This is a genomic window from Agromyces italicus DSM 16388 (assembly GCF_000421545.1).
GTDB lineage: Bacteria > Actinomycetota > Actinomycetes > Actinomycetales > Microbacteriaceae > Agromyces > Agromyces italicus.
Map to the genome: position 1 here is coordinate 822,039 of NZ_ATXF01000004.1, position 21,844 is coordinate 843,882.

The 21,844-nt window shown below is 70.7% G+C and carries 18 protein-coding genes; 11 read left to right on the forward strand and 7 right to left on the reverse strand.

The window, feature by feature from the left end; translation table 11 throughout:
• Position 1: 1 nt before the first annotated feature.
• Positions 2 to 1,375 carry a 4-aminobutyrate--2-oxoglutarate transaminase gene (gene gabT, locus H516_RS0104105; RefSeq protein ID WP_051138670.1) on the reverse strand — a complete coding sequence of 458 codons (1,374 nt, stop codon included), beginning with the start codon at positions 1,373 to 1,375 and terminating at the stop codon, positions 2 to 4.
• Between the two features lie 125 nt (positions 1,376 to 1,500).
• Here gabT and H516_RS0104110 point away from each other — a divergent pair, with 125 nt between their 5' ends.
• On the forward strand, positions 1,501 to 1,983 hold the full coding sequence (locus tag H516_RS0104110) for an OsmC family protein (protein ID WP_026378404.1): 483 nt from the start codon (positions 1,501 to 1,503) through the stop codon (positions 1,981 to 1,983).
• A 35-nt stretch (positions 1,984 to 2,018) separates the two neighbouring features.
• Here H516_RS0104110 and H516_RS18215 read toward each other — a convergent pair whose 3' ends face one another.
• Positions 2,019 to 2,951 carry a hypothetical protein gene (locus tag H516_RS18215; RefSeq protein ID WP_051138671.1) on the reverse strand — a complete coding sequence of 311 codons (933 nt, stop codon included), beginning with the start codon at positions 2,949 to 2,951 and terminating at the stop codon, positions 2,019 to 2,021.
• 46 nt (positions 2,952 to 2,997) lie between these two features.
• Positions 2,998 to 3,759: a lysophospholipid acyltransferase family protein gene (locus H516_RS0104120; protein WP_022888454.1), complete on the reverse strand. Its 762-nt coding sequence runs from the start codon at positions 3,757 to 3,759 to the stop codon at positions 2,998 to 3,000.
• Between the two features lie 85 nt (positions 3,760 to 3,844).
• On the opposite strand from H516_RS0104120, the gene H516_RS21150 reads away from it, so the two are divergent.
• From H516_RS21150 to H516_RS0104135, 3 genes are all read left to right on the forward strand, one after another.
• Positions 3,845 to 4,486 (forward strand): 4'-phosphopantetheinyl transferase family protein, encoded by a 642-nt coding sequence (locus tag H516_RS21150; RefSeq protein WP_022888455.1) that lies wholly within the window; start codon positions 3,845 to 3,847, stop codon positions 4,484 to 4,486.
• 61 nt (positions 4,487 to 4,547) lie between these two features.
• On the forward strand, positions 4,548 to 5,642 hold the full coding sequence (gene dxr, locus H516_RS0104130; RefSeq protein WP_022888456.1) for a 1-deoxy-D-xylulose-5-phosphate reductoisomerase: 1,095 nt from the start codon (positions 4,548 to 4,550) through the stop codon (positions 5,640 to 5,642).
• 45 nt (positions 5,643 to 5,687) lie between these two features.
• Entirely contained in the window at positions 5,688 to 7,013 is a 1,326-nt protein-coding gene (locus H516_RS0104135; RefSeq protein WP_022888457.1) for a M50 family metallopeptidase, read from the forward strand.
• Positions 7,014 to 7,313: 300 nt separating this feature from the next.
• Here the strand turns inward: H516_RS0104135 and H516_RS0104140 are convergent, their stop codons facing one another.
• On the reverse strand, positions 7,314 to 8,498 hold the full coding sequence (locus H516_RS0104140) for an acetyl-CoA C-acetyltransferase (protein ID WP_022888458.1): 1,185 nt from the start codon (positions 8,496 to 8,498) through the stop codon (positions 7,314 to 7,316).
• A 122-nt stretch (positions 8,499 to 8,620) separates the two neighbouring features.
• Here H516_RS0104140 and H516_RS0104145 point away from each other — a divergent pair, with 122 nt between their 5' ends.
• The 3 genes from H516_RS0104145 to ispG all read left to right on the forward strand — a co-directional run bounded on the left by H516_RS0104145 (position 8,621) and on the right by ispG (position 11,254).
• Positions 8,621 to 9,394, forward strand: coding sequence for a CoA transferase subunit A (locus H516_RS0104145; RefSeq protein ID WP_022888459.1), 774 nt, complete (start codon positions 8,621 to 8,623; stop codon positions 9,392 to 9,394).
• Between the two features lies 1 nt (position 9,395).
• The gene (locus H516_RS0104150; RefSeq protein WP_022888460.1) at positions 9,396 to 10,040 is read left to right on the forward strand and encodes a CoA transferase subunit B; all 645 of its coding nucleotides are present in this window, start codon (positions 9,396 to 9,398) and stop codon (positions 10,038 to 10,040) included.
• 83 nt (positions 10,041 to 10,123) lie between these two features.
• Positions 10,124 to 11,254 carry a flavodoxin-dependent (E)-4-hydroxy-3-methylbut-2-enyl-diphosphate synthase gene (gene ispG, locus H516_RS0104155; protein ID WP_026378407.1) on the forward strand — a complete coding sequence of 377 codons (1,131 nt, stop codon included), beginning with the start codon at positions 10,124 to 10,126 and terminating at the stop codon, positions 11,252 to 11,254.
• 59 nt (positions 11,255 to 11,313) lie between these two features.
• Here ispG and H516_RS0104160 read toward each other — a convergent pair whose 3' ends face one another.
• A complete protein-coding gene (locus H516_RS0104160) occupies positions 11,314 to 12,735 on the reverse strand; it encodes an RNB domain-containing ribonuclease (protein WP_022888462.1) in 1,422 nt (473 codons plus the stop codon).
• 73 nt (positions 12,736 to 12,808) lie between these two features.
• Between H516_RS0104160 and H516_RS0104165 the strand changes: the two genes are divergently transcribed.
• The gene (locus H516_RS0104165) at positions 12,809 to 14,572 is read left to right on the forward strand and encodes a proline--tRNA ligase (protein ID WP_022888463.1); all 1,764 of its coding nucleotides are present in this window, start codon (positions 12,809 to 12,811) and stop codon (positions 14,570 to 14,572) included.
• Between the two features lie 49 nt (positions 14,573 to 14,621).
• Here H516_RS0104165 and H516_RS0104170 read toward each other — a convergent pair whose 3' ends face one another.
• Together H516_RS0104170 and H516_RS18225 are read right to left on the reverse strand one after the other, a co-directional pair.
• Positions 14,622 to 16,130, reverse strand: a complete 1,509-nt coding sequence (locus tag H516_RS0104170) for an alanine/glycine:cation symporter family protein (RefSeq protein WP_022888464.1) — start codon at positions 16,128 to 16,130, stop codon at positions 14,622 to 14,624.
• Positions 16,131 to 16,231: 101 nt separating this feature from the next.
• Positions 16,232 to 17,179, reverse strand: coding sequence for an ion transporter (locus H516_RS18225; protein WP_022888465.1), 948 nt, complete (start codon positions 17,177 to 17,179; stop codon positions 16,232 to 16,234).
• A 229-nt stretch (positions 17,180 to 17,408) separates the two neighbouring features.
• On the opposite strand from H516_RS18225, the gene H516_RS0104180 reads away from it, so the two are divergent.
• The 3 genes from H516_RS0104180 (at position 17,409) to nusA (ending at position 21,827) form a co-directional block, all read left to right on the forward strand.
• Positions 17,409 to 19,481, forward strand: coding sequence for a PhoX family protein (locus tag H516_RS0104180; RefSeq protein WP_022888466.1), 2,073 nt, complete (start codon positions 17,409 to 17,411; stop codon positions 19,479 to 19,481).
• A gap of 158 nt (positions 19,482 to 19,639) precedes the next feature.
• The gene (locus tag H516_RS0104185; protein ID WP_022888467.1) at positions 19,640 to 20,731 is read left to right on the forward strand and encodes an LOG family protein; all 1,092 of its coding nucleotides are present in this window, start codon (positions 19,640 to 19,642) and stop codon (positions 20,729 to 20,731) included.
• Positions 20,732 to 20,828: 97 nt separating this feature from the next.
• Positions 20,829 to 21,827 (forward strand): transcription termination factor NusA, encoded by a 999-nt coding sequence (nusA, locus tag H516_RS0104190; protein WP_022888468.1) that lies wholly within the window; start codon positions 20,829 to 20,831, stop codon positions 21,825 to 21,827.
• Positions 21,828 to 21,844 lie beyond the last annotated feature (17 nt).

The window sequence follows — 21,844 nt, forward strand, 5'->3', positions numbered from 1 at the left end:
CTCAGCCGAGGGCCGCGAGGCCGTCGTCGAGCACGTGCAGGCCGTCGTCGATCAGCGACTCGCTCATCGCGAGGCTCGGCAGGAATCGCAGCACGTTGCCGTAGGTGCCGGCACTGAGGAACAGCACGCCCCGCTGCGCTGCGAAGGCGACCAGCGCGGAGACGGCCTCGGGGTTCGGTGCCTTCGTCGTGGCGCCGGTGCCGGGCTGCACGAGCTCGATGGCGATCATCGCGCCCTTGCCGCGGATCTCGCCGATGACGTCGTAGCGCTCGGCGAGCCGCTCGAGCCCGGCCAGCAGGGCGGCTTCGATGCGGCGCCCCTCGGCGAGGAGATCGTGCTCCTCGATGGACTCGAACACGGCGATCGCCGCCGCGCACGCGACGGGGTTGCCGCCGAAGGTGCCGCCGAGGCCGCCCGCGTGAGCGGCGTCCATGATCTCGGCGCGGCCGGTGACGGCCGCGAGCGGCAGGCCGCCTGCGATGCCCTTCGCGCTGAGCACGAGGTCGGGCTCCCACCCGAAGTGCTCGCTCGCGAAGTACTTGCCGGTGCGGGCGAAGCCCGACTGGATCTCGTCGGCGATCATGACGACCCCCTGCTCGGTGCACCAGGCCTGCAGCGTCGGCAGGAAGCCGTCGGCGGGCACCATGAAGCCGCCCTCGCCCTGGATGGGCTCGACCACGAGGCAGGCGAGGTCGGATGCGCCGACGACCTTCTCGAGGTAGGCGATCGTCCGGGCGGCGGCATCGACGCCGGAGAGCCCGTCGCGGTAGGGGTACGAGCTCGGCGCGTGGTAGACGTCGCCGGCGAAGGGGCCGAAGCCGGTGCCGTACGGCATCGCCTTGTAGTTCATCGCCATCGTGAGGTTCGTACGACCGTGGTAGGCGTGGTCGAGCACGGCGACGGCGCGGCGGCCGGTGTGCTTTCGCGCGATCTTCACGCCGTTCTCGACCGCCTCGGCGCCCGAGTTCACGAGCACCGACTTCTTCGCCCACGTGCCCGGCGTGTGCAGGGCGAGGAGTTCGGCGACCCGCACGTACTCCTCGTACGGGGTCACCGTGAACAGCGTGTGGATGACGTCGCCGAGCTGCTCGGTCGCCGCCGCGACCACGCGCGCGTCGGTGTGGCCGATCGTGGTGACCCCGATGCCGGCGCCGAAGTCGATGAACTGATTGCCGTCGACGTCGACGAGGACGGCGCCGTTCGCGCGCTCGATGAACACGGGCAGGGCGCTCGACACGCCGCCCGAGACGACCGCGAGACGTCGCTCCTGGAGCGCCTGCGACTTGGGGCCGGGAACGGCGGTGACGATCTTGCGCTCCTGCGGCACGGAGTACTCGGGCGCGGCGGCCCGGGCTGAAATCTGGGAGTCAGTCATGGTGCCTCCACCTTATCGCCGCGGGGCCGGCGCCGCCGGGGCCGCGGGCGCGGCCGAGCGGGCAGAATCGGAGGGTGCACGCTCCCGCGACCAGGTCGGCGCGGCACGGACGAGGAGGCGGCGGAATGCTCGGGACGCACCATTACGAGATCGCGATCGACTGGCAGGGCGATCAGGGCACGGGCACGAGCGGGTACCGCGACTACCGGCGCAGGCACGTCGTGCGCGCGGCGGGCAAAGAGCACGACATCGCGGGCTCGAGCGATCGGACCTTCCACGGCGACCGTGACCGCTGGAACCCCGAGGAGTTGCTCATCGCCGCGCTCGCGCAGTGCCACATGCTCTCGTACCTGCACGTCGCCACGAGCCACGGCGTGATCGTGCGCGGCTACACCGATGCGGCGAGCGGCACGATGGTGGAGGACGGCCGCGGGGGCGGCGCGTTCACCGAGGTCGTGCTGCGTCCACGGGTCGTCGTCGAGGATGCCACGATGCTGGCGCTCGCCGCGGAGTTGCACGCCGAGGCATCCGAGAAGTGCTTCATCGCCGCCTCGGTGGCGTTCCCGGTGCGCCACGAGGCGACCGTCGTCGTGCTCGTCGACGGCTGACTCGGGCGACGGCCGAGTCGGGCGCCGGGGGCGGGTCAGGCGCCCGGACGGGCGGGCAGGGTCGGACCGGGCGGGCAGCTGTGGCCGCCGACCAGCCGGCTGCACTCGGGCAGGAACCCCGGGTAGCGCTCGGCCTGGGGGTCGCCGAACCAGCGGTGCCAGAGCCGCCAGAAGTTGAGGTTGCCGAAGGCCGAGCAGTCGTCGCCGGTCTCGGGGGCGGCGAGCGTCGCCGCACTCGGCTGGTACGGCGTGTAGTTGTAGAGGTTCGCGGTGGCCTGGTTGCGGATCGTCACCTTCGTCGCCCCGCACGCCGCGTCAGGATGGTACTGCACCTTCACCGCGCCGATGCGGTACGCGCGCTCGGGCTCCTCGGTGTATTGCCGGAACTGCCAGGCGGCGTTGTACACCTGATTGAAGAAGCCGAAGTACTTCGCGTCGCAGTCTGCCGTGTCGGGGCAACCGTAGCCGGTCGCCCGCAGGTAGCCCGACTCGCTCGGCCGGGTGAGCAGCGACTGCTCCTTCTGCAGGAGCACGAGCAGCGTGCGGGGGCTGACGCCGCAGGCCTCCGAGACCTTCTGGATGATGCGACTGGCCCGTTCGCGGGTGGCGCCCTCGTAGGCGGCGCAGTGCCGGCCGCCGACGGCGGGCTGCGATTCGGTCGTCTGGCGGTAGTCGGCCAGGCAGGGCACGTCGTCGTCGGGCCGGCAGTCGAGGCCCTCGAGGAAGCGCTGGATCTCGGCGGCATTCATCGCACTCGCGTCGTAGAAGGCGTCGTCGCTGACGATGAGCCCGGGGTCGAACTCCTCGCTCGCCGCGGGGATCTCGAACTCGGGCGTCGGGGCCGTACGCACTGTGGCGCCGCCCTGCCACTGCCGACCCTCGGTGACGGAGGAACCGGGGGCGCAGGCGGCGAGGCCGAGCAGCACGACGGTCGCGAGTGCGGCGGCGGCGAGCTTCGCGGGAATCATCGAAGCGACGATACCGGGTGTGCTTCGGGCCCTGCTGGGAACAGCGTCAGATCCGTTCGCGCGGCACGACCTTGTCGGCGAGCCGGGCGAGGGTGCCCTGCGGAGGCACCTCGTTGTACTGGCCGGCGAGCTCCTGTCCGCTGAGGGCGTGGATCGCCGCCATGATCTCGTCGGTCGCGGCACGTCGGGCCCGACCGCTCGTGGCCGGGCCGTGGTGAGCGAGGTCGAGCGGCTCGCCGAAGCGGACCGTGACGGGACGGACCCGGGGCAGCTTCGCACCGACGGGTTGGATCTCCTGGGTGCCGATGAGTCCGACGGGAACCACTGTCGCGCCCGTCGTGAGCGCCAGCCACGCGACGCCGGTGCGGCCCCGGTAGAGGCGGCCGTCGATCGACCGGGTGCCTTCGGGATAGATGGCGAAGGCCTCCGACTGCTCGAGGATGCGCCGCCCGGCATCGAGCGCCTCCTGTGCGGCCGCGCCGGCGCCGCGTTCGACGGGCACGGCGCCGATCGCGCTGAAGAAGGTGCGCGAGAGCCAGCCCGAGAACCCGGTCCCGGTGAAGTAGCTCGACTTCGCGAGGAACTGCACGGGCCGCGGGGAGGCGAGCGGGATCACCACGCTGTCGACGAACGACAGGTGGTTCGAGGCGAGGATGACGGGCCCGCGCTTCGGGACGTTCTCGCGGCCGGTGATCGTCGGCCGGTAGACGAGGAGGGCGATCGGCTTCAGCATGCCCCTGAAGATGCGGTACGCGGGACCCCGCTTGACCGCGGGGGCGGGAACGGCGTCGGCCTCGATCTCACTCACCTTCCGACCCTACGAGCGCGGGTATGCGGAAGCCGGAATATCCGCGGCCTGCCGCGCCCGCGCCCGATGGGGGAGGATTGACGGCATGGACGCGTTCGCGGACGGCGAGATCGTCGAGTTGCCGGGCGGAGACGTCCGGGTGGTTTCCACGGCGCGCGGGCGACGGGGCAGCCCCGGGCCCGAGCTGCTGCTGCGGCGCCTCGTCGCGGCGGGCGCGGGCGTGCCGGCCGACGACGTCGAGCTCGTGCCGTCGTGCCAGACGTGCGGTGCCCGCCACGGCCGGCCGACGGTCGGGTATCCGACGACGCCGTCGGGGGCACCGTGGTTCGTCGATGCGGGCGCCGCCGGCGATCTCGTCGTCGCGACCGCGGCGACGAGACGACGCGTGGGCGTCGGGCTCGAGCTCGTGAGCGGCGGGGCGCTCGAGGGCGTCGACGAGGCGGCGCTGCACGCGAGCGAGCGGGCCGCGCTCGCCGTGCTCGATCCGCCCGAGCGGGCCCGTGCACGCGCCACCCTCTGGGCCCGCAAATCGGCGCTCCTCCGGGCGATCGGCCACACCGGGTTCACCGAACCCGCGACCCTCGCACTGACCCTGCCCGGTGAGGACGACGGCATCGGACGCATCGAGCGCACCGTCCCCGAGTTCGGACCGGGCTGGCGGGGCGTCCGCTTCCACGACCTCGCCGTGCCCGGCGCCGCCGTCGCCTCCGTCGCGGTGCTGCCCTGACCCGAGATCGTGGTGCTTCCCCGAGCGGATGTCACGGCGCTCCGCGCCATACAGTGGTCTCGTGCGCAGAATCATCATCCTCGGCTCCTCCGGTTCGGTCGGCACTCAGGCGCTCGACGTCATCCGGGCCAACCCGCGCAGATTCGAGCTCGTCGGCCTCGGCGTCGGCTCGAATCGTGCACTGCTCGGCGAGCAGGCGGCCGAGTTCGGCGTCGAGCACACGGCCGTCGGCGTCGACGAGGCCGTGCAACTCGTGCAGGGCGTCGACGCCGACGTCGTGCTGAACGGCATCACGGGTTCGGTGGGCCTCGGGCCGACGCTCGCGACGCTCGAGCGCGGCGCGACCCTCGCGCTCGCCAACAAGGAATCGCTCATCGTGGGCGGCGATCTCGTCACGCGTCTCGCGAAGCCAGGGCAGATCGTGCCCGTCGACTCCGAGCACTCGGCGATCGCCCAGGCGTTGCGCTCCGGCACCGACGACGAGGTGCGCCGGCTCGTGCTGACCGCCTCGGGCGGGCCGTTCCGCGGGCGCAGCCGGGAGTCGCTCACCGAGGTCACACCGGGCGAGGCGCTCGCGCACCCCACCTGGGACATGGGGCTCGTCATCACGACGAACTCGGCGACGCTCGTCAACAAGGGTCTCGAGGTCATCGAGGCGCACCTGCTCTTCGACGTCGACTACGACCGCATCGACGTCGTCGTGCACCCGCAGTCGATGATCCATTCCATGGTCGAGTTCGTCGACGGCTCGACGATCGCGCAGGCGTCACCGCCCGACATGCGCCTGCCGATCTCGCTCGGCCTCGACTGGCCGAACCGCGTCGCCGCGGCGGGCCGCCCGATCGACTGGACGCAGGCGCAGAGCTGGACCTTCGAGCCGCTCGACGAACAGGCGTTTCCGGCGATCCGGCTCGCGAAGCAGGTCGGCCGCGCGGGCGGCGAGTACCCCGCGGTGTTCAACGCCGCGAACGAGCAGGCGGTCGCGGCGTTCCACGCGGGGCGCATCGGGTTCCTCGACATCGTCGACACGGTGCGCGACGTGGTCGAGCAGCACGAGGCATCCGGCGAGGTGACCCTCGAGTCGCTCGCGGCCGCCGAGCTGACCGCGCGTCGTGCCGCCGATGCACGCATCGCGCGTCGCTCAGCCGATCGATAGCCGGCGCCCAGCGCGCTCGAAGCCACCGGCGCTACGCTGTCCACCGTGGATTCCGTGCTCGCATTCGTGATCGGCGTCGCCATCATCGTGATCGGCCTCGCCGTGTCGATCGGCCTGCATGAGATCGGTCACCTCGTTCCGGCGAAGCTGTTCGGCGTCAAGGTCACCCAGTACATGATCGGCTTCGGCCCGACGATCTGGTCGCGGCGCAAGGGTGAGACCGAGTACGGCGTCAAGGCGATCCCGCTCGGCGGCTACATCTCGATGATCGGCATGTTCCCGCCGGCGAAGGGCGAGCGCGCCCACGAGGACTCGACGGGATTCTTCCGTGGGCTCGTGCAGGACGCGCGCGACTCGAGCGCCGAGTCGATCGGCGCCGGCGATGAGGAGCGAGCGTTCTACCGCCTGCCGGTGTGGAAGCGCATCATCGTCATGTTCGGCGGGCCGTTCATGAACCTGCTGCTCGCCGTCGTGCTCTTCGGGGTGCTGCTCATGGGCTTCGGCACGGCGCAGGCCTCGACGACCGTCGGTTCGGTCTCGGCGTGCGCGCTGTCGGCGACGAGCGAACGTCAGACCTGCGAGCCGGGCGATCCGGCGGCACCGGGGGCCGCCGCCGGCATCGAGCCGGGCGACCGCATCGTCTCGGTCGCGGGCGAACCCATCGAGAGCTGGACCGAGTCGACCGAGATCATCCGCGAGCACCCGGGCGAACCCGTCGACCTCGTCGTCGAACGCGACGGCGAAGAGCTCACCCTCACGGTCACCCCGATGCTGAGCGAACGGTACGTGCTCGACGAGAACGGCGAGGTCGTCACGGATGCCTCGGGCGAGCCCCGCACCGTGCAGGCCGGCTTCGTCGGCATCGGGACGATGCTCGAGAAGGTGCAGCAGCCCGTCACTGCTGTGCTCCCGGCCGTGGGCCAACAGATGAACGCCGTTGCGGGCATCATTCTGAATCTGCCGCAGCGCATGGTCGACGTCGCGCAGGCCGCGTTCGGCCCCGAGGAGCGTGACCCGAACGGCCCGCTGTCGCTCGTCGGCGTCGGACGAGCAGCCGGAGAGGTGGCTGCCCTCGACAGTGTTGAAGTCGTCGACAAGGCCGCATGGATGGTCGGAATCCTCGCGGCGCTGAACACCATGCTCTTCGTCTTCAACCTCATCCCGCTGCTGCCGCTCGACGGCGGTCATATCGCGGGCGCCCTGTGGGAGGCCATTCGCCGAGGCTTCGCGAAGCTGTTCCGCCGACCAGACCCCGGCCCCGTCGATCTCGCGAAGCTCATGCCGATCACGCTCGGCGTGGTCGTCATCTTCGGCGCGATGAGCGCACTGCTCATCTACGCCGACATCGTGAAGCCGGTGTCGCTGCTCTGATCCCGGGGACGTTCCGTACTCCCGGTGGAGTAGGCGATGAGTCGCCGCCGGGCCGATGCCTGCGCACTGGCGTGGGGCTACGATCGGGCCGTGCCCGATTCACGCAACCCCGCCGCGAACCGGGGCGGGCCCCCGCGGGCGACCATGGCGAGACCGGCGGCCGCCCATGGCCCCCTGAGCGTGCTGCGGGCGAGCAGGCCGGGCGGGTAGCCGCCGGCCGGCCGAGGAGCGAGGGATCCGCTGGTCGAGGAGCGACGAAGGAGCGTCTCGAGACGCTTCGCCCATCGGTCACCGTGCTCGTCAGCGGCTCAGCAGCAGCGCCTCGCCCTGACCGCCGCCGCCGCAGAGGGCGACCGCCGCATTCCCGCTGCCGCGACGCGACAGTTCGAGCGCCGCATGCAGGGCGAGCCGGGCGCCCGAGGCTCCGATCGGGTGGCCGAGGGCGATGGCGCCGCCGTGGGCGTTGACCTTCTCGAGGTCGAGTTCGAGGTCGCGCGCCGACTGCAGCGAGACGGCGGCGAAGGCCTCGTTGATTTCGACGACGTCGAGGGCGGATGCCTCGAGCCCGCCCTTCTCGAGGGCGGCTGCGATGGCGTTCGAGGGCTGCGAGTGCAGCGAGTTGTCGGGGCCGGCGACCTGGCCCGCGGCGCCGACGATCGCGAGCCAGGGCAGGCCACGAGACTCGGCCCACTCGCGGCTCGCGACCACGACGGCCGCGGCGCCGTCGGAGAGCGGCGAGGAGTTGCCCGCGGTGATCGTGCCCTCTGCGGTGAACGCGGGGCGGAGGTTCGCGAGCACCTCGACGGTCGAGTCGGGGCGCACGCCCTGGTCGTCGGACACGACGACGGGCGCACCCTTGCGCTGGGGGATCTCGACCGGCACGATCTCGTCGGCGAAGACGCCAGAGGCCTGCGCGGCACCCGCGCGCACGTGCGACGCGGCGGCGATCTCGTCTTGTTCGGTGCGGCCGATGCCGTAGCGGCCGTTGAAACGCTCGGTCGAGGCGCCCATCGACTCGTGGTCGAAGGCGTCGGTGAGCCCGTCGTGGGCGGCGTGGTCGAGGAGTTCGACGCTGCCGTAGACGTGACCGGCCCTCGAGTCCGGCAGCAGGTGCGGTGCGTTCGTCATCGACTCCTGGCCGCCGGCGACCACGACGTCGGCCTCGCCGAGGCGGATGAGCCGGGCGGCATCGGTGATCGCGACGAGACCCGAGAGGCAGACTTTGTTGAGCGTGGTCGCGGGCACTCGCCACGGGATGCCGGCGGCGACGGCGGACTGCTTGGCGGGGTTCTGCCCAGCTCCGGCCTGGAGGACCTGGCCCATGATGACGGCGTCGACGTCGTCGGGGGAGACGCCGGCCTTCGTGAGCGCGCCGCGGATGGCCACCGTGCCGAGTTCGACCGCATTCCGGGCGGCGAGGTCGCCGTTGATGCGGGCGAACGGGGTGCGGGCCCCCGCGATGATGACGACGTCGGGGATGCTCATGTCTCCTGGACTCCTTCGTTCAAGGGATGCTCTTGCGGATCATGACCATTCTACGATTCAGTTAGTGAGTATTCACCGGCGGAATCAGCCGGAGTGCTCAGCGTCGACACGGAGGTCGCCCCATGACACTCGACAAAGTCGTCGAGTCCGCCCGAGAAGCGGTCGCCGACATCCCCTCAGGAGCGAGTCTCGCCGTCGGGGGGTTCGGGCTCTGCGGCATCCCGATGGTGCTCATCCAGGCACTGCTCGATGCCGGCGTCGACGGGCTCTCCGTCGTCTCGAACAACTGCGGCGTCGACGACTGGGGGCTCGGCGTGCTGCTCGCGAAGCAGCGCATCGCCAAGATGACCTCCTCGTACGTCGGCGAGAACAAGGAGTTCGAGCGCCAGTACCTCTCGGGCGAGCTCGAGCTCGAGCTCACGCCGCAGGGCACCCTCGCCGAGAAGCTCCGCGCCGGGGGGAGCGGCATCGCCGCGTTCTTCACGCAGACGGGCGTCGGCACGCAGGTCGCCGAGGGCGGGCTGCCCCGCAGATACCACGCCGACGGCACGATCGCCGTCGCGAGCCCCGAGAAGCCGGTGCAGACCTTCGAGTTCGCGGGCTCGCCGCGCGAGTTCGTGCTCGAAGAGGCGATCACCACCGACTTCGCCCTCGTGCACGCCCTGAAGGGCGATCGTCACGGCAACCTCGTCTTCGACAAGTCGGCGCGCAACTTCTCCCCGCTCGCGGCGATGGCGGGTCGTACGTGCATCGCCCAGGTCGAGGAACTCGTCGAAGCCGGCGAGCTCGACCCCGACGCGGTGCACCTGCCGGGCGTCTACGTCGACCGCGTCGTCGTCGTCGGCCCCGACATCGAGAAGCGCATCGAACGCCGCACGGTGCGAGAGGGGAACTGAGATGGCGCTCACGAGACTCGAGATGGCGGCTAGGGCCGCCCGCGAACTCGCCGACGGCTCGTACGTGAACCTCGGCATCGGCCTGCCCACGCTCGTGCCGAACTACGTGCCCGACGGGGTGACCGTCGTGCTGCAGTCCGAGAACGGCATCCTCGGTGTCGGGCCGTACCCGAGCGAGGCCGAGGTCGACCCCGACCTCATCAACGCAGGTAAGGAGACCGTGACGGTGCTGCCCGGCGCCGCCTATTTCGACTCGGCGCAGAGCTTCGGCATGATCCGCGGCGGCAAGATCGACGCCGCCATCCTCGGCGCCATGCAGGTTTCCGCCGCCGGCGACCTCGCCAACTGGATGATCCCCGGGAAGATGGTGAAGGGTCCCGGCGGTGCGATGGATCTCGTGCACGGCGCACGCAGGGTCATCGTGCTCATGGAGCACGTCGCGAAGGACGGCTCGCCGAAGATCGTGAACGACTGCTCGCTGCCGCTCACCGGTCGCGGGGTGGTGCACCGCATCATCACCGACCTCGCCGTCATCGACGTCACTCCCGACGGGCTCGTGCTCGTCGAATGCGCGCCCGGCGTCACCGTCGAGGAGGCGGTCGCCGCGACCGAGCCGCCCCTCGACACCTCCCGCACCATCCGGTGACGGGCAGCCCCGAGGCATCCGCTCTCGGCCAACGCCCGAGCGAGCGCAACTAGACTTGCCTCGTGCCTGCAGTGAATCTCGGAATGCCGAAAATCCCCGAAGTCCTGGCTCCTCGACGCAAGTCGCGCCAGATCAAGGTGGGCAAGGTGCTCGTCGGTGGCGACGCCCAGGTGAGCGTGCAGTCGATGACGACGACGCCGACGACGAACATCAACGCGACCCTGCAGCAGATCGCCGAGCTCACGGCCTCCGGCTGCGACATCGTGCGCGTCGCCGTGCCGAGCCGCGACGACGCCGAGGCGCTGCCGATCATCGCGAAGAAGAGCCAGATCCCGGTCATCGCCGACATCCACTTCCAGCCGAACTACGTGTACGCCGCGATCGACGCGGGCTGCGCGGCGGTCCGCGTGAACCCGGGCAACATCCGCAAGTTCGACGACCAGGTCGGCGAGATCGCCCGCCGCGCGAAAGAGGCGGGCGTCTCGCTCCGCATCGGCGTGAACGCCGGCTCGCTCGACCCGCGCCTGTTGCAGAAGTACGGCAAGGCGACGCCCGAGGCGCTCGTCGAGTCGGCCGTGTGGGAGGCCTCGCTCTTCGAGGAGCACGACTTCCACGACTTCAAGATCTCGGTGAAGCACAACGACCCCATCGTGATGGTGAAGGCGTACCGCATGCTCGCCGAGCGGGGCGACTGGCCGCTGCACCTCGGCGTGACCGAGGCGGGCCCTGCGTTCCAGGGCACGATCAAGTCGGCGACCGCGTTCGGCATCCTCCTCGGCGAGGGCATCGGCGACACGATCCGGGTCTCGCTGAGTGCGCCGCCGGTCGAAGAGGTGAAGGTCGGCCTCCAGATCCTGCAGTCGCTGAACCTCCGCGAACGCAAGCTCGAGATCGTCTCGTGCCCCTCGTGCGGGCGCGCGCAGGTCGACGTGTACAAGCTCGCGAACGACGTCACCGACGGGCTCGAGGGCATGAGCGTGCCGCTTCGCGTCGCCGTGATGGGCTGCGTCGTCAACGGCCCGGGCGAGGCCCGCGAGGCCGACCTCGGCGTCGCCTCGGGCAACGGCAAGGGGCAGATCTTCGTGAAGGGCGAGGTCATCAAGACGGTGCCCGAGTCGGAGATCGTCGCGACGCTCATCGCCGAGGCGAACCGCATCGCCGACGAGATGGGCGCCGATGCCCCCGTCGGCTCGCCGACCGTCGTCACCCCGTAGTCGCCTCGGCCGGCCGAGCGTCGCGCGCCTCGGGCTGCACGACTCGGTCGAGCACGGTCTCAGACCGCGCTGAAACGCACAGATCCGCTGCCGATGTCGGCAGCCTCGAGGTCGACCTCGATCGTGCTACCGGCGCGCGCACCGACAGGCGCCGGACAGTTCGCGGTGACGGCCGGGGTCTCGAGCTGGAACACCGCGCGTTCGCCGCGCAACTCGAGCACCGTCGCGGTGAAGCGCTCGCCGATGCGGTCGTGGAGGAGTGCCGCCTCGACCCGGGCGATCGACCCGGAATCGAGCTGAGCGGCGCGCTGCGCGGACGCGGCCATGATCGCGGGAAGTGCGGCGAGCGAGTCACGCGCCCAGCCGGGCACCTCGCGCCCGGCGGCGACCGCCTCGCACACGACGAGTCCCCATCGGTCGACGAGTCGGCGGATCGGGGCCGTCACATGCGCGTACGGCGCTGCGAGGGCCGCCTGCTCGGTCTCGGCCGGCGGAATGCCGTCGAACGAGACGTAGCCGGCCCCGCGGAAGAGCCCGCTCGCCGCTTGCAGCACGGCGAGGGCGAGCGGGTCGCTCCGGTCGAGGCCGCGCAGGAACTCGCCGTACGAGAGTCGGTCGGGCCAGGGGCATCCGAGTGCTTCGGTCTGCCGTCGGAACGCGGCGAGCCGCTCGCGCTCCGGGGCGGGCATCGTGCGCAGCACCCCGACCCCGGCGTCGAGCATGATCGAGGCCGCGGCCATGCCCGTCATGAGCGAGAGCTGGGCGTTCCAGTCCTCCACGGGCAACGGCATCCGCCGGAGCAGGTCGTAGCCGCCGTCGCGGCGCACGATCTCCTCGTCGGGGGTGTTGAGGCTCGCGCCCCCGCGGAGCCGCTCCTGCTCGATGCGGGCCCGGCCGATCTCGCCCAGCAGGGCGACGGGAGCATCGGGGTCGCCGGCGTCGATGAGCGACTGCGCACCTGGGTAGTCGAGCCGTGCCCTCGAGCGAATGAGGGCGCGCTCGAGCCGGGTGCCGGCGATCGCGCCGTCGCCGGCGAGCTCGAAACGCCAGACGAAGGCCGTGCGGTCGACACCCGGCAGGAGCGACGCGCGGTCGTCGCCGATGAGGGGCGGGTGCAGCGGAATGCGGCCGTCGACGGCGTAGAGCGTCTGCCCGCGCTCGCGCGCCGCGAGGTCGACGGTACCGCCCGGGGTGACGAACGCAGGGACGTCGGCGATCGCGTAGTGCACGAGGTAACCGTCGCCGAGCCGTTCGAGATGCATCGCCTGGTCGAGGTCGGTCGACCCCGCGGGGTCGATGGTCGCGAACGGGAGCTCGCGGAGATCGGCGGCGGGCGCGGCCGCTGATACCGCTTCGGCCTCGGCGAGCACCTCGGGGGCGAACGCCTCCGGCAGCTCGAGCGAGGCGCGGAGCGCCGCGAGCGATTCGGCCAGCTCGCTCTGCGCGACGGATTCGGTGAGATGCGGGCGGCGGGTCGGCATGGGCCCCAGCCTACGAGGCGTTCGCGAGTGCCGGATGCCTCACGGCGTCCATCGCGCTCAGTAGAATCGTCGGGTGCCCACACGCCTCTCGAACTACTTCCTCCGTACGCTCCGCGAAGACCCCGCCGACGCCGAGGTCGCGAGCCACAAGCTGCTCGTGCGCGCCGGCTACATCCGCCGCCAGGCGCCGGGCGTGTTCGCATGGCTGCCGCTCGGCCTCCGGGTCAAGGCGAAGATCGAGCGCATCGTGCGCGAGGAGATGGAGAACGCGGGAGCGCACGAGGTGCACTTCCCGGCGCTCCTGCCGCGCGAGCCCTACGAGGTCACGAACCGGTGGACCGAGTACGGCGAGGCGCTCTTCCGCCTCCAGGACCGCAAGGGCTCCGACTACCTGCTCGCGCCGACGCACGAGGAGGTCTTCACGCTGCTCGTGAAAGACCTGTACTCGTCGTACAAGGACCTGCCGCTCTCGATCTACCAGATCCAGGACAAGTACCGCGACGAGGCGCGCCCCCGCGCGGGCCTCCTGCGTGGTCGCGAATTCACGATGAAGGACGCCTACTCCTTCGACATCTCGGACGAGGGGCTGGACGTCTCGTACCAGGCCCAGCGCGACGCTTACGAGCGCATCTTCACGCGCCTCGGGCTCGAGCATGTCATCGTCAAGGCCGACGCGGGCGCCATGGGCGGTTCGAAGAGCGAGGAGTTCCTGCACCCCACACCCGTAGGCGAAGACACCTTCGTGCGCTCGGCCGGCGGCTACGCCGCGAACGTCGAGGCGTTCGAGACGCTCGCGCCCGAGGCGCTGCCCATCGAGGGCCAGCCCGCGCCGATCGTATTCGACTCGCCGAACACGCCCACGATCCTGAGCCTCGTCGACCACGTCAACGACCACCAGGCGCGCACCGACCGCCCGTGGCACGCGGCCGACACGCTGAAGAACGTCGTGCTCGCGCTCACCCACCCGGGCGGCACGCGCGAGCTCGTCGTCGTCGGCATGCCCGGCGACCGCGACGTCGAGATGAAGCGCGCCGAGGTGGCGTTCGCCCCCGCCGAGGTCGAGGCCGCGACCGAGTCCGACTTCGCGAAGCACCCCGCGCTCGTGAAGGGCTACATCGGCCCGTGGTCGCCCGAGGGCCCCGTGCTCGGCGAGGAGTCGACGAGCGGCATCCGCTTCCTCGTCGACCCGCGCGTCGTCGACGGCACGGCTTGGGTGACCGGCGCCAACCTGCACGAGAAGCACGTGCTGTCGCTCGTCGCCGGTCGCGACTTCACCGCCGACGGCATCGTCGACATCGCCGATGTGCGCGCCGGCGACCCCGCGCCCGACGGCTCGGGCCCGGTCGAGCTGGCCCGCGGCATGGAGATCGGACACGTGTTCCAGCTCGGCCGCAAGTACGCCGAGGCGCTCGGGCTCAAGGTGCTCGATGAGAACGGCAAGCTCGTGACGGTCACGATGGGCTCGTACGGCATCGGCATCACCCGCATCCTCGCGATCATCGCCGAGCTGCACAACGACGACAAGGGCCTCATCTGGCCTCCCGCCGTCGCCCCGTTCGACGTGCACGTCGTCGCGACCGGCAAGGACGAGGCGGTGTTCGAGGCTGCGGAGCGGATCGTCGCCGAGCTCGAGGGTGAGCGCTACGAGGTGCTGTACGACGACCGCCCGAAGGTGTCGCCCGGTGTGAAGTTCGGCGATGCCGAGCTCATCGGCGTGCCGAAGATCGTGATCGTCGGGCGCGGCGTCGCCGACGGCGTCGTCGAGGTCTGGGATCGTGCGACGGGCGAGCGCACGCAGGTGCCGCTCGACGGCGTCGTCGCCGCGCTGCAGGGCTGACCGGTCGAACGCTCGGCGGGGTGTGCCCGGGGCGCACCCCGCCGGCGTGTCAGCGGCGGTCGTCGTGCAGGTGGTCGCGGTGCTTCTCGGCCTCGTGCCGAAGGGTCGCGACGTCGATGGGCCCCGTGACGGTCAGCTCGTCCTCCCAGCACTCGATGCCCGTGACCTCGGGCAGCAGGTCTCGGGTGAAGACCGGGTTGCGTCCTTCGCGTCGTTGCCGCGTGTAGTCGCGCAGCAGCTTGAACGCGATGCCCGACAGCAGCGCGATCGCGATGAGGTTGACGAGCGCCATCAGCCCCATGATGCCATCGGCCGTGTTCCAGATGAGATCGGAGGACGCGACGGAGCCGACGAGGATCGCGACGACGACGAGGACCCGGTAGCTCGTGAGGATCGAGCGACGGGAGCTGATGAACTCGATGTTCGATTCGCCGTAGTAGTAGTTGCCGAGGATCGAACTGAACGCGAGCAGGAACACGATCACCGTCAGCAGGATGCTCGACCACGCGCCGAGATTGCTCACGATCGCGTTCTGCGTGAGCCCGATGCCCCTGGTGGCGTTCTCGAGGTCGGGGTCGGAGACCAGGATGATGAACGCCGTGATCGAGCAGACGAGGAAGGTGTCGAAGTAGACGCCCAGGGTCTGCACGAGCCCCTGCTTGACCGGGTGTGTCACCGCTGCGCTCGCGCCCGCGTTCGGAGCGGAGCCGAGCCCTGCCTCGTTCGAGAACATGCCGCGCTTGACGCCCGTGAGCACGATCGTGCCGAGCGTCGCGCCGAGGACCTCGTTGAACCCGAACGCCTGCGTGAAGATCGAGGCGAACACTTCGGGGAAGCGCGTGAGGTTGAGCGCCACGATCACGAGGCCGAGCAGCAGGTAGAGCAGCGCCATGAGCGGAACCACCGCCTGCGTCACCGACGCGATGCGGCGCACACCGCCGAAGACGACGAGCGCCGTGAGCGCGGCGAGCGCGACGCCGACGACCCAGGGGATCCAGCCCGGTGCACCTTCGGGCGCGACCGTCGACGAGACCGCCGCGCTGATGGTGTTCGCCTGCAGCGACGAGAAGGCGAACGGGAAGCAGACGATCAGGATGAGTGCGAAGAGGATCCCCATCCAGCGCGCCCTGAGGCCGCGCTCCATGTAGTACGCGGGTCCGCCGCGGAACCCGTCGCGGTCGCGCACCTTGAACAACTGGCCGAGCGTGGACTCCACGAAGCTCGAGGCGCCGCCGATGAACGCCATCACCCACATCCAGAAGATCGCCCCCGGCCCGCCGATCGCGATCGCCGTGCCGACGCCGGCGATGTTCCCGACGCCGACGCGCGAGGCCGCCGAGATCGTGAACGCCTGGAACGCCGACACGGACTGCGGTTCGCCCGAGGCGTCTCGGGGGGTCTTGTCGGTCAGCGTGCGGAGCATCTCGGGGATCAGTCGGAACTGGACCACTCCGGATCGCGCGGTGAAGTACAGGCCGAGGCCGGCGACCAGCGGGAGCACGATCCAGGTCCAGAGCGTGTCGCCCGCGGCGAGCACCCATGCGTTGAGGAGATCCATCCCGTCAGTATGCCGAGCGAGATCCCCGCGCCCGTCGGTGGCGCGCCGTCCCCTGCCGGGCGGCGGGCGTGGTCAGGCGAAAACCTCTGGATATCGCCGGGTCAGTCCTCCCGGGCCGCGCCGGCCAGGAGCCGGCGCAGCTCCGCGGACGCCTGCTCCGACTGCTCGAGAAGCGCAGCGAGACGCCGGTGGAGCTCTGCATCCGCGAGTCCCGGTGAACTCCCCGGGTCGGCGGCGTCGCCCGCCGTGTCGGCGTTCGATCCGGCGGCCACCGCTCCGGAGAGCGCGCCGGCTGCGACCCCGCTCGCCGCGGCACCCGCGAGGTCGGCGGACGAGTCGGCCGTGACGGCCGCCGGCACCTCGCTCGCGGAGGCGTCGTCGCCGTCCCGCTGCGGGCCGAGGAAGAGGTTGGCCAGATACCCGGTGAACGTGCCGAAGATTCCGACGCCGACGATGATGATGACGGCGCCGAGCGTGCGCCCGGAGTTCGTGACCGGGAACTGATCGCCGTACCCGACCGTGGAGATCGTCACGATCGTGTACCAGAGCGCATCGGAGGCGGACGTGATGTTCGCACCGTCGGCGTGCTCCTCGACCGCGAGGATCGAGAGGCTGCCGAACTGCAGCACGAAGACGCCGAGCAGCAAGAGCGTCATCAGGGTGCTGTTCGCGCGGTCGTGGACGAGCGTGTACCAGATCCTGCGCGGACCGACGTCGCGCATGAGCCGAACGACGCGCAGCAGACGGAAGATCCGCAGCACCTTGAGTTGCGGGAAGGGCAGGCTCGCGAGCAGGTCGGCCCAGCCGAACCCGCGGAAGAAGTAGCGAGCCGCCGAGGGCGCCGTTGCCATGCGGTAGATGAAATCGCCGAGGAAGATGAGACTGAACAGCGCGTTCATGACCGTGAGGATGAGTTGGAGCGCTCCGTCGGCGCTGAACGCGTAGACGAATACGAGATTCACGATCGACAGGATCGACAGCACGCCGATGAAGATCTCGTACGCCGTGTTCTTCAGTTCGCTGCGCGCCTTCGTGCGTTGCCTGCCCATGACTGCTCCTCGTGCCGGTCGTGGCGGCGCACCCGCCGCGGCATCCATTGTGCTGGAGGCGCGCCGCGCCGCGCGAACCGCGCCGCGCGAACCGCGCCGCGCGAACCGCGCCGCGCGAACCGCGGCGCCGGGCGTTTGCCACAGCTTCACCGCGCGTTCACCCTGATGCAGCGTGCGCGTCGCTCTGCGCACCCACGCTCGTCGTGAGACCCCGAGAGTGAGGACGCCCGTGACCCTGGCCGACCCGACCCGCCGTTCGCTGCCGATCATCGACCATGCGAGGGGCAAGCGTTCGCCGGTGACCTGCCGTTTGAAGTGCGCCGACGCGTGCCTCGGTCCCGAGTGCAACACCTCGGCGAACCCCGAGTTCCGCTCGCTCGCCTCTGCGGCGCTCAGCCGGCGCGCGCTGCTCGGCCTCGGTGCCGCCGGCGCGTTCACGCTCGTCGCGGCGGGCGCGCTGAAGACGGCACCCGCCCACGCGGCAGCGTTCGCAGGGCGCGGTGCGGGCACGGCTGCCGCCGCGGCATCCCGCCTGCCCTTCGAACCGATCGCCCCCGTCTCGCACCTCGTCGATGAGTTCACCGTGCCGGCGGGGTATCGCTGGCAGGCGCTCGTGCGCTGGGGCGACCCGATCTTCGCCGACGCACCGGCCTTCGACCTCCACGATCAGAGTGCAGCGGCCCAGGCACGCCAGTTCGGGTACAACAACGACTACCTCGACGTGATCGCCGACCGCGGCGGGCTCACCGGCGTGCTCGTCACGAACCACGAGTACGTGAACCCCGGCATCATGTTCCCGCCGTCGAGCGATCCGGCCGAGCTCCGTCGGCGCAGCGAGATCTACAAGGTCGCGCAGGGCATGACCGTCGTCGAGGTCGCGCGCGACCGCATCGGCGGGCCGTGGCGCATCGTCACCGGCGGCGCCCGCAACCGCCGCATCACGGTCGAGAGCGAGTTCACCTTCACGGGGCCGGCCGCCGGCTCGGCCCTCCTGCAGACGGCGGGCGACCCGAGCGGCACCGTCGTCAACGGCACGCTCGGCAATTGCGCCGGGGGCACGACGCCCTGGGGCACCGTGCTGAGCGGCGAGGAGAACTTCAACGGCTATTTCCGCGCCGCGCCCGACACCGCCGCACGCAAGCGTTACGGCTTCGCCGACTCGGCGACCTCGACCGGCTGGGAGACCTGGGACCCTCGGTTCGACGGTTCGGCCCCCGGGTACGAGAACGAGGGCAACCGCTTCGGCTACATCGTCGAGATCGACCCGCAGGACCCGACGTCCACGCCCGTCAAGCACACCGCGATGGGCCGCTTCAAGCACGAGGGCGCGAACGTGCGCATCGCAGACGACGGCCGGGCCGTCGCCTACATGGGCGACGACGAGCGCGGCGACTACCTCTACAAGTTCGTCTCGAAGCACAAGTTCAACCCGAAGGACAACCCGGGCGCGCGCAAGCAGAACCGGCGCCTCCTGAGCGAGGGAGACCTGTTCGTCGCCCGCTTCTCGGGCAACTCGCCCGCCGCCGACATCGACGGAACGGGCCGGTTGCCGGCAGACGGCGCTTTCGACGGATCGGGGGAGTGGATCGCGCTGACCAGGAAGGGCCGGAGCGTTGTGCCCGGCATGTCGATCGACGAGGTGCTCGTGAACACGCGTCTCGCGGCCGACCTCCTCGGTGCGACGAAGATGGACCGCTGCGAGGACGTCGAGCCGCACCCGACGAGCGGCCGGGTCTACGTCGCCTGCACGAACAACACCCAGCGCGGCACCGCGGGCCGGCCGCCCGTCGACGAGCCGAACCCGCGTGCGACGAACCGCGACGGGCACGTCATCGAGCTCACCGAGCTGCGCGGGCAATCGGGCGAACGGTTCGCCTGGAGCATTCTGCTGCTCTGCGGCGACCCGGCCTCGATCACGCAGACCTACTTCGCCGGCTACCCGAAGGAGCAGGTCTCGCCGATCTCGTGCCCCGACAACGTCGCGTTCGACACCGAGGGCAATCTCTGGATCTCGACCGACGGCGCGCCGTCGACGATCCGCAAGAACGACGGCCTGTTCAAGGTCCCGCTCGAGGGCCCCGAGCGCGGGCACGTGCAGCAGTTCCTCTCGGTGCCGCGCGACGCCGAGACCTGCGGCCCGGTGATCCGGGCGGAGGAGGGCGTCGTGTTCGTGGCGGTGCAGCACCCGGGTGAAGAGGGCGCGTTCGGCGCTCCGACGTCGCGCTTCCCCGACTACGGTTCGACGGCGCCCGGCGCGGTCGCCGCGCCGCGCCCGTCGGTGGTGCAGGTGTGGCGCGGGTAGGGGCGCCATGAGGCACGACGAGGCGACCGGATGCCGCGTGGGGGCGCGGTTCCGGCCACGCCGCGTGGGGGCGCGGCGATGAGAGCGGATGTCGCGCGGCGGGGGCCGCGCGGCATCCGCTCGCCGTTCGAGGCCGCTCACCGTGGGAGGGTGGGGGCATGACCATGCAGCCATCCGGGCACGTCGATGAGACGCTCCCGGCCGAACTCCTCGAGGGCGTCGACGCCCTGCTCGACGACGCAGGCATCCGTGTGAATCGCGGTCTCGTCGAACGCATCCTGCTCGCCGGTCTCCGGCTCGGCACCGACGGCACGCGGCGCCTCGACCTGAAGATCACCGCCTCGGCGCTCGAGGAGATGCGAGACGCGTTCCGGCTGTTCGCACCCTATTCACGGGTGCCGAAGGTGACGGTCTTCGGTTCGGCGCGCACCTCGCCGAGCGACCCGCTCTACCGGCAGGCGCAGGACGTGGCGGCCGCGCTCGCCGCCGACGGATGGATGGTCGTGACCGGTGCCGGGCCCGGCATCATGGAGGCCGCGACGACGGGCGCGGGGCCGGGGCGGGCACTCGGGGTCTCGATCCGACTGCCCTTCGAGGAGGTGCCGAACGAGGCGATCGCCGCGGCGAGCCGGGTGGCGATGAAGTACTTCTTCACCCGCAAGCTCATGCTCGTGAAGGAGTCGCGCGGCTTCGTCTGCCTCCCGGGCGGCTTCGGCACGCTCGACGAGACCTTCGAGCTGCTGACCCTGCAGCAGACGGGCAAGGCCGAGCCGATGCCGATCGTGTTGCTCGACGCGCCGGGTGTCGGGTTCTGGGAGGGGCTCGAGCGCTTCGTGGACGACTCCCTCGTCCCCGCGGGACTCATCAACCGCGACGACCTCGATCGCGTGCTCATCACCGATTCGGTCGAGGCCGCGGCCGCGGAGATCACCGGGTTCTGGCGCAATTACGATTCACTGCGGTGGGTCGGGAACCGGTTGGTGCTGCGCCTCAACGCGCTGCCGGGCGACGAGGAGATCGATGTGCTGAACGAACGGTTCGGCGAGCTGCTCGCGGCCGGTCGCATCGAACGGACCGAGCCGCTCCGCCCCGAGCGCGACGACGGCGACGCGCTCGGCCTGCCCCGGGTCGTCCTCGAGCCCGATCAGCACCGCGTGGGGGAGTTGCACCGGCTCATCCGCGCGCTCAACGCGCTGCCGTCGGCGCCGGCCGACGCGACGCCGCCCGCGGTGCCCGCCGTCGACGGCTGAACCCGGCATCGCGGGTACTCGGAGGCCCCGGCATCCGGTACCGTAGAGTGTCCGCTCCGAGGTGTGCGGCATGAGAGCTGAATAGAGGAGGCCGGCGATGGATATCGACCTCAGCATGCTTCGCATGGTGGAGCGCGAGAAAGAGATCCCGTTCGAAGAACTGGTGCAGATCATCGAGCAGGCGATCCTGATGGCCTACCTCAAGCACCAGAATCCGACGCTGCACGGCCACGCCAACCCCACGGGGGCCCGCGCCGAACTCGATCGCAAGTCGGGTCACGTCTCGATCTTCGTCCCCGAACTCGATGAAGAGGGCGAGGTCATCGGCGAGAGCGAAGACACCCCGAGCGACTTCGGCCGCATCGCCGCGTTCGCAGCGAAGCAGGTCATCATGCAGCGCCTCCGCGACATCGCCGACGACGCGGTGCTCGGCGAGTTCCGCGGGCGCGAGGGCGACATCGTCGCCGGCATCATCCAGCAGGGCCCGAACCCGCGCATGGTGCACGTCGACCTCGGCACCGTCGAGGCGATGCTGCCGCCCGAAGAGCAGGTCCCGGGTGAGGAGTATCCGCACGGTCAGCGCATCCGGGTCTACGTGACGAGCGTCTCGAAGGGCACGAAGGGCCCGTCGATCACGGTCTCGCGCACGCACCCCGCGCTCGTGCGCAAGCTCTTCGCGCTCGAGGTGCCCGAGATCGCGAACGGCGTCGTCGAGATCGTCTCGCTCGCCCGCGAGGCCGGTCACCGCACGAAGATCGCGGTTCGCGCGAACCAGCCCGGCGTGAACGCGAAGGGCGCAGCCATCGGCGAGCTCGGCCAGCGCGTCAGGGCGGTCACCGCCGAACTCGGCGCCGAGAAGATCGACATCGTCGACTGGTCCGACGATCTCGCGACGTTCGTCGCGAGCGCCTTGAGCCCGGCGAAGGTGACGAGCGCGTACATCATCGACGAGGCGACGCGTGCGGTCCGTGCGCTCGTCCCCGACTACCAGCTGTCGCTCGCGATCGGCAAGGAGGGTCAGAACGCGCGTCTGGCCGCCAAGCTGACCGGTGCGAAGATCGACATCCAGCCCGATTCGATCCTCGAGCAGGGCTGATCCGCCGCGGGTCGTTC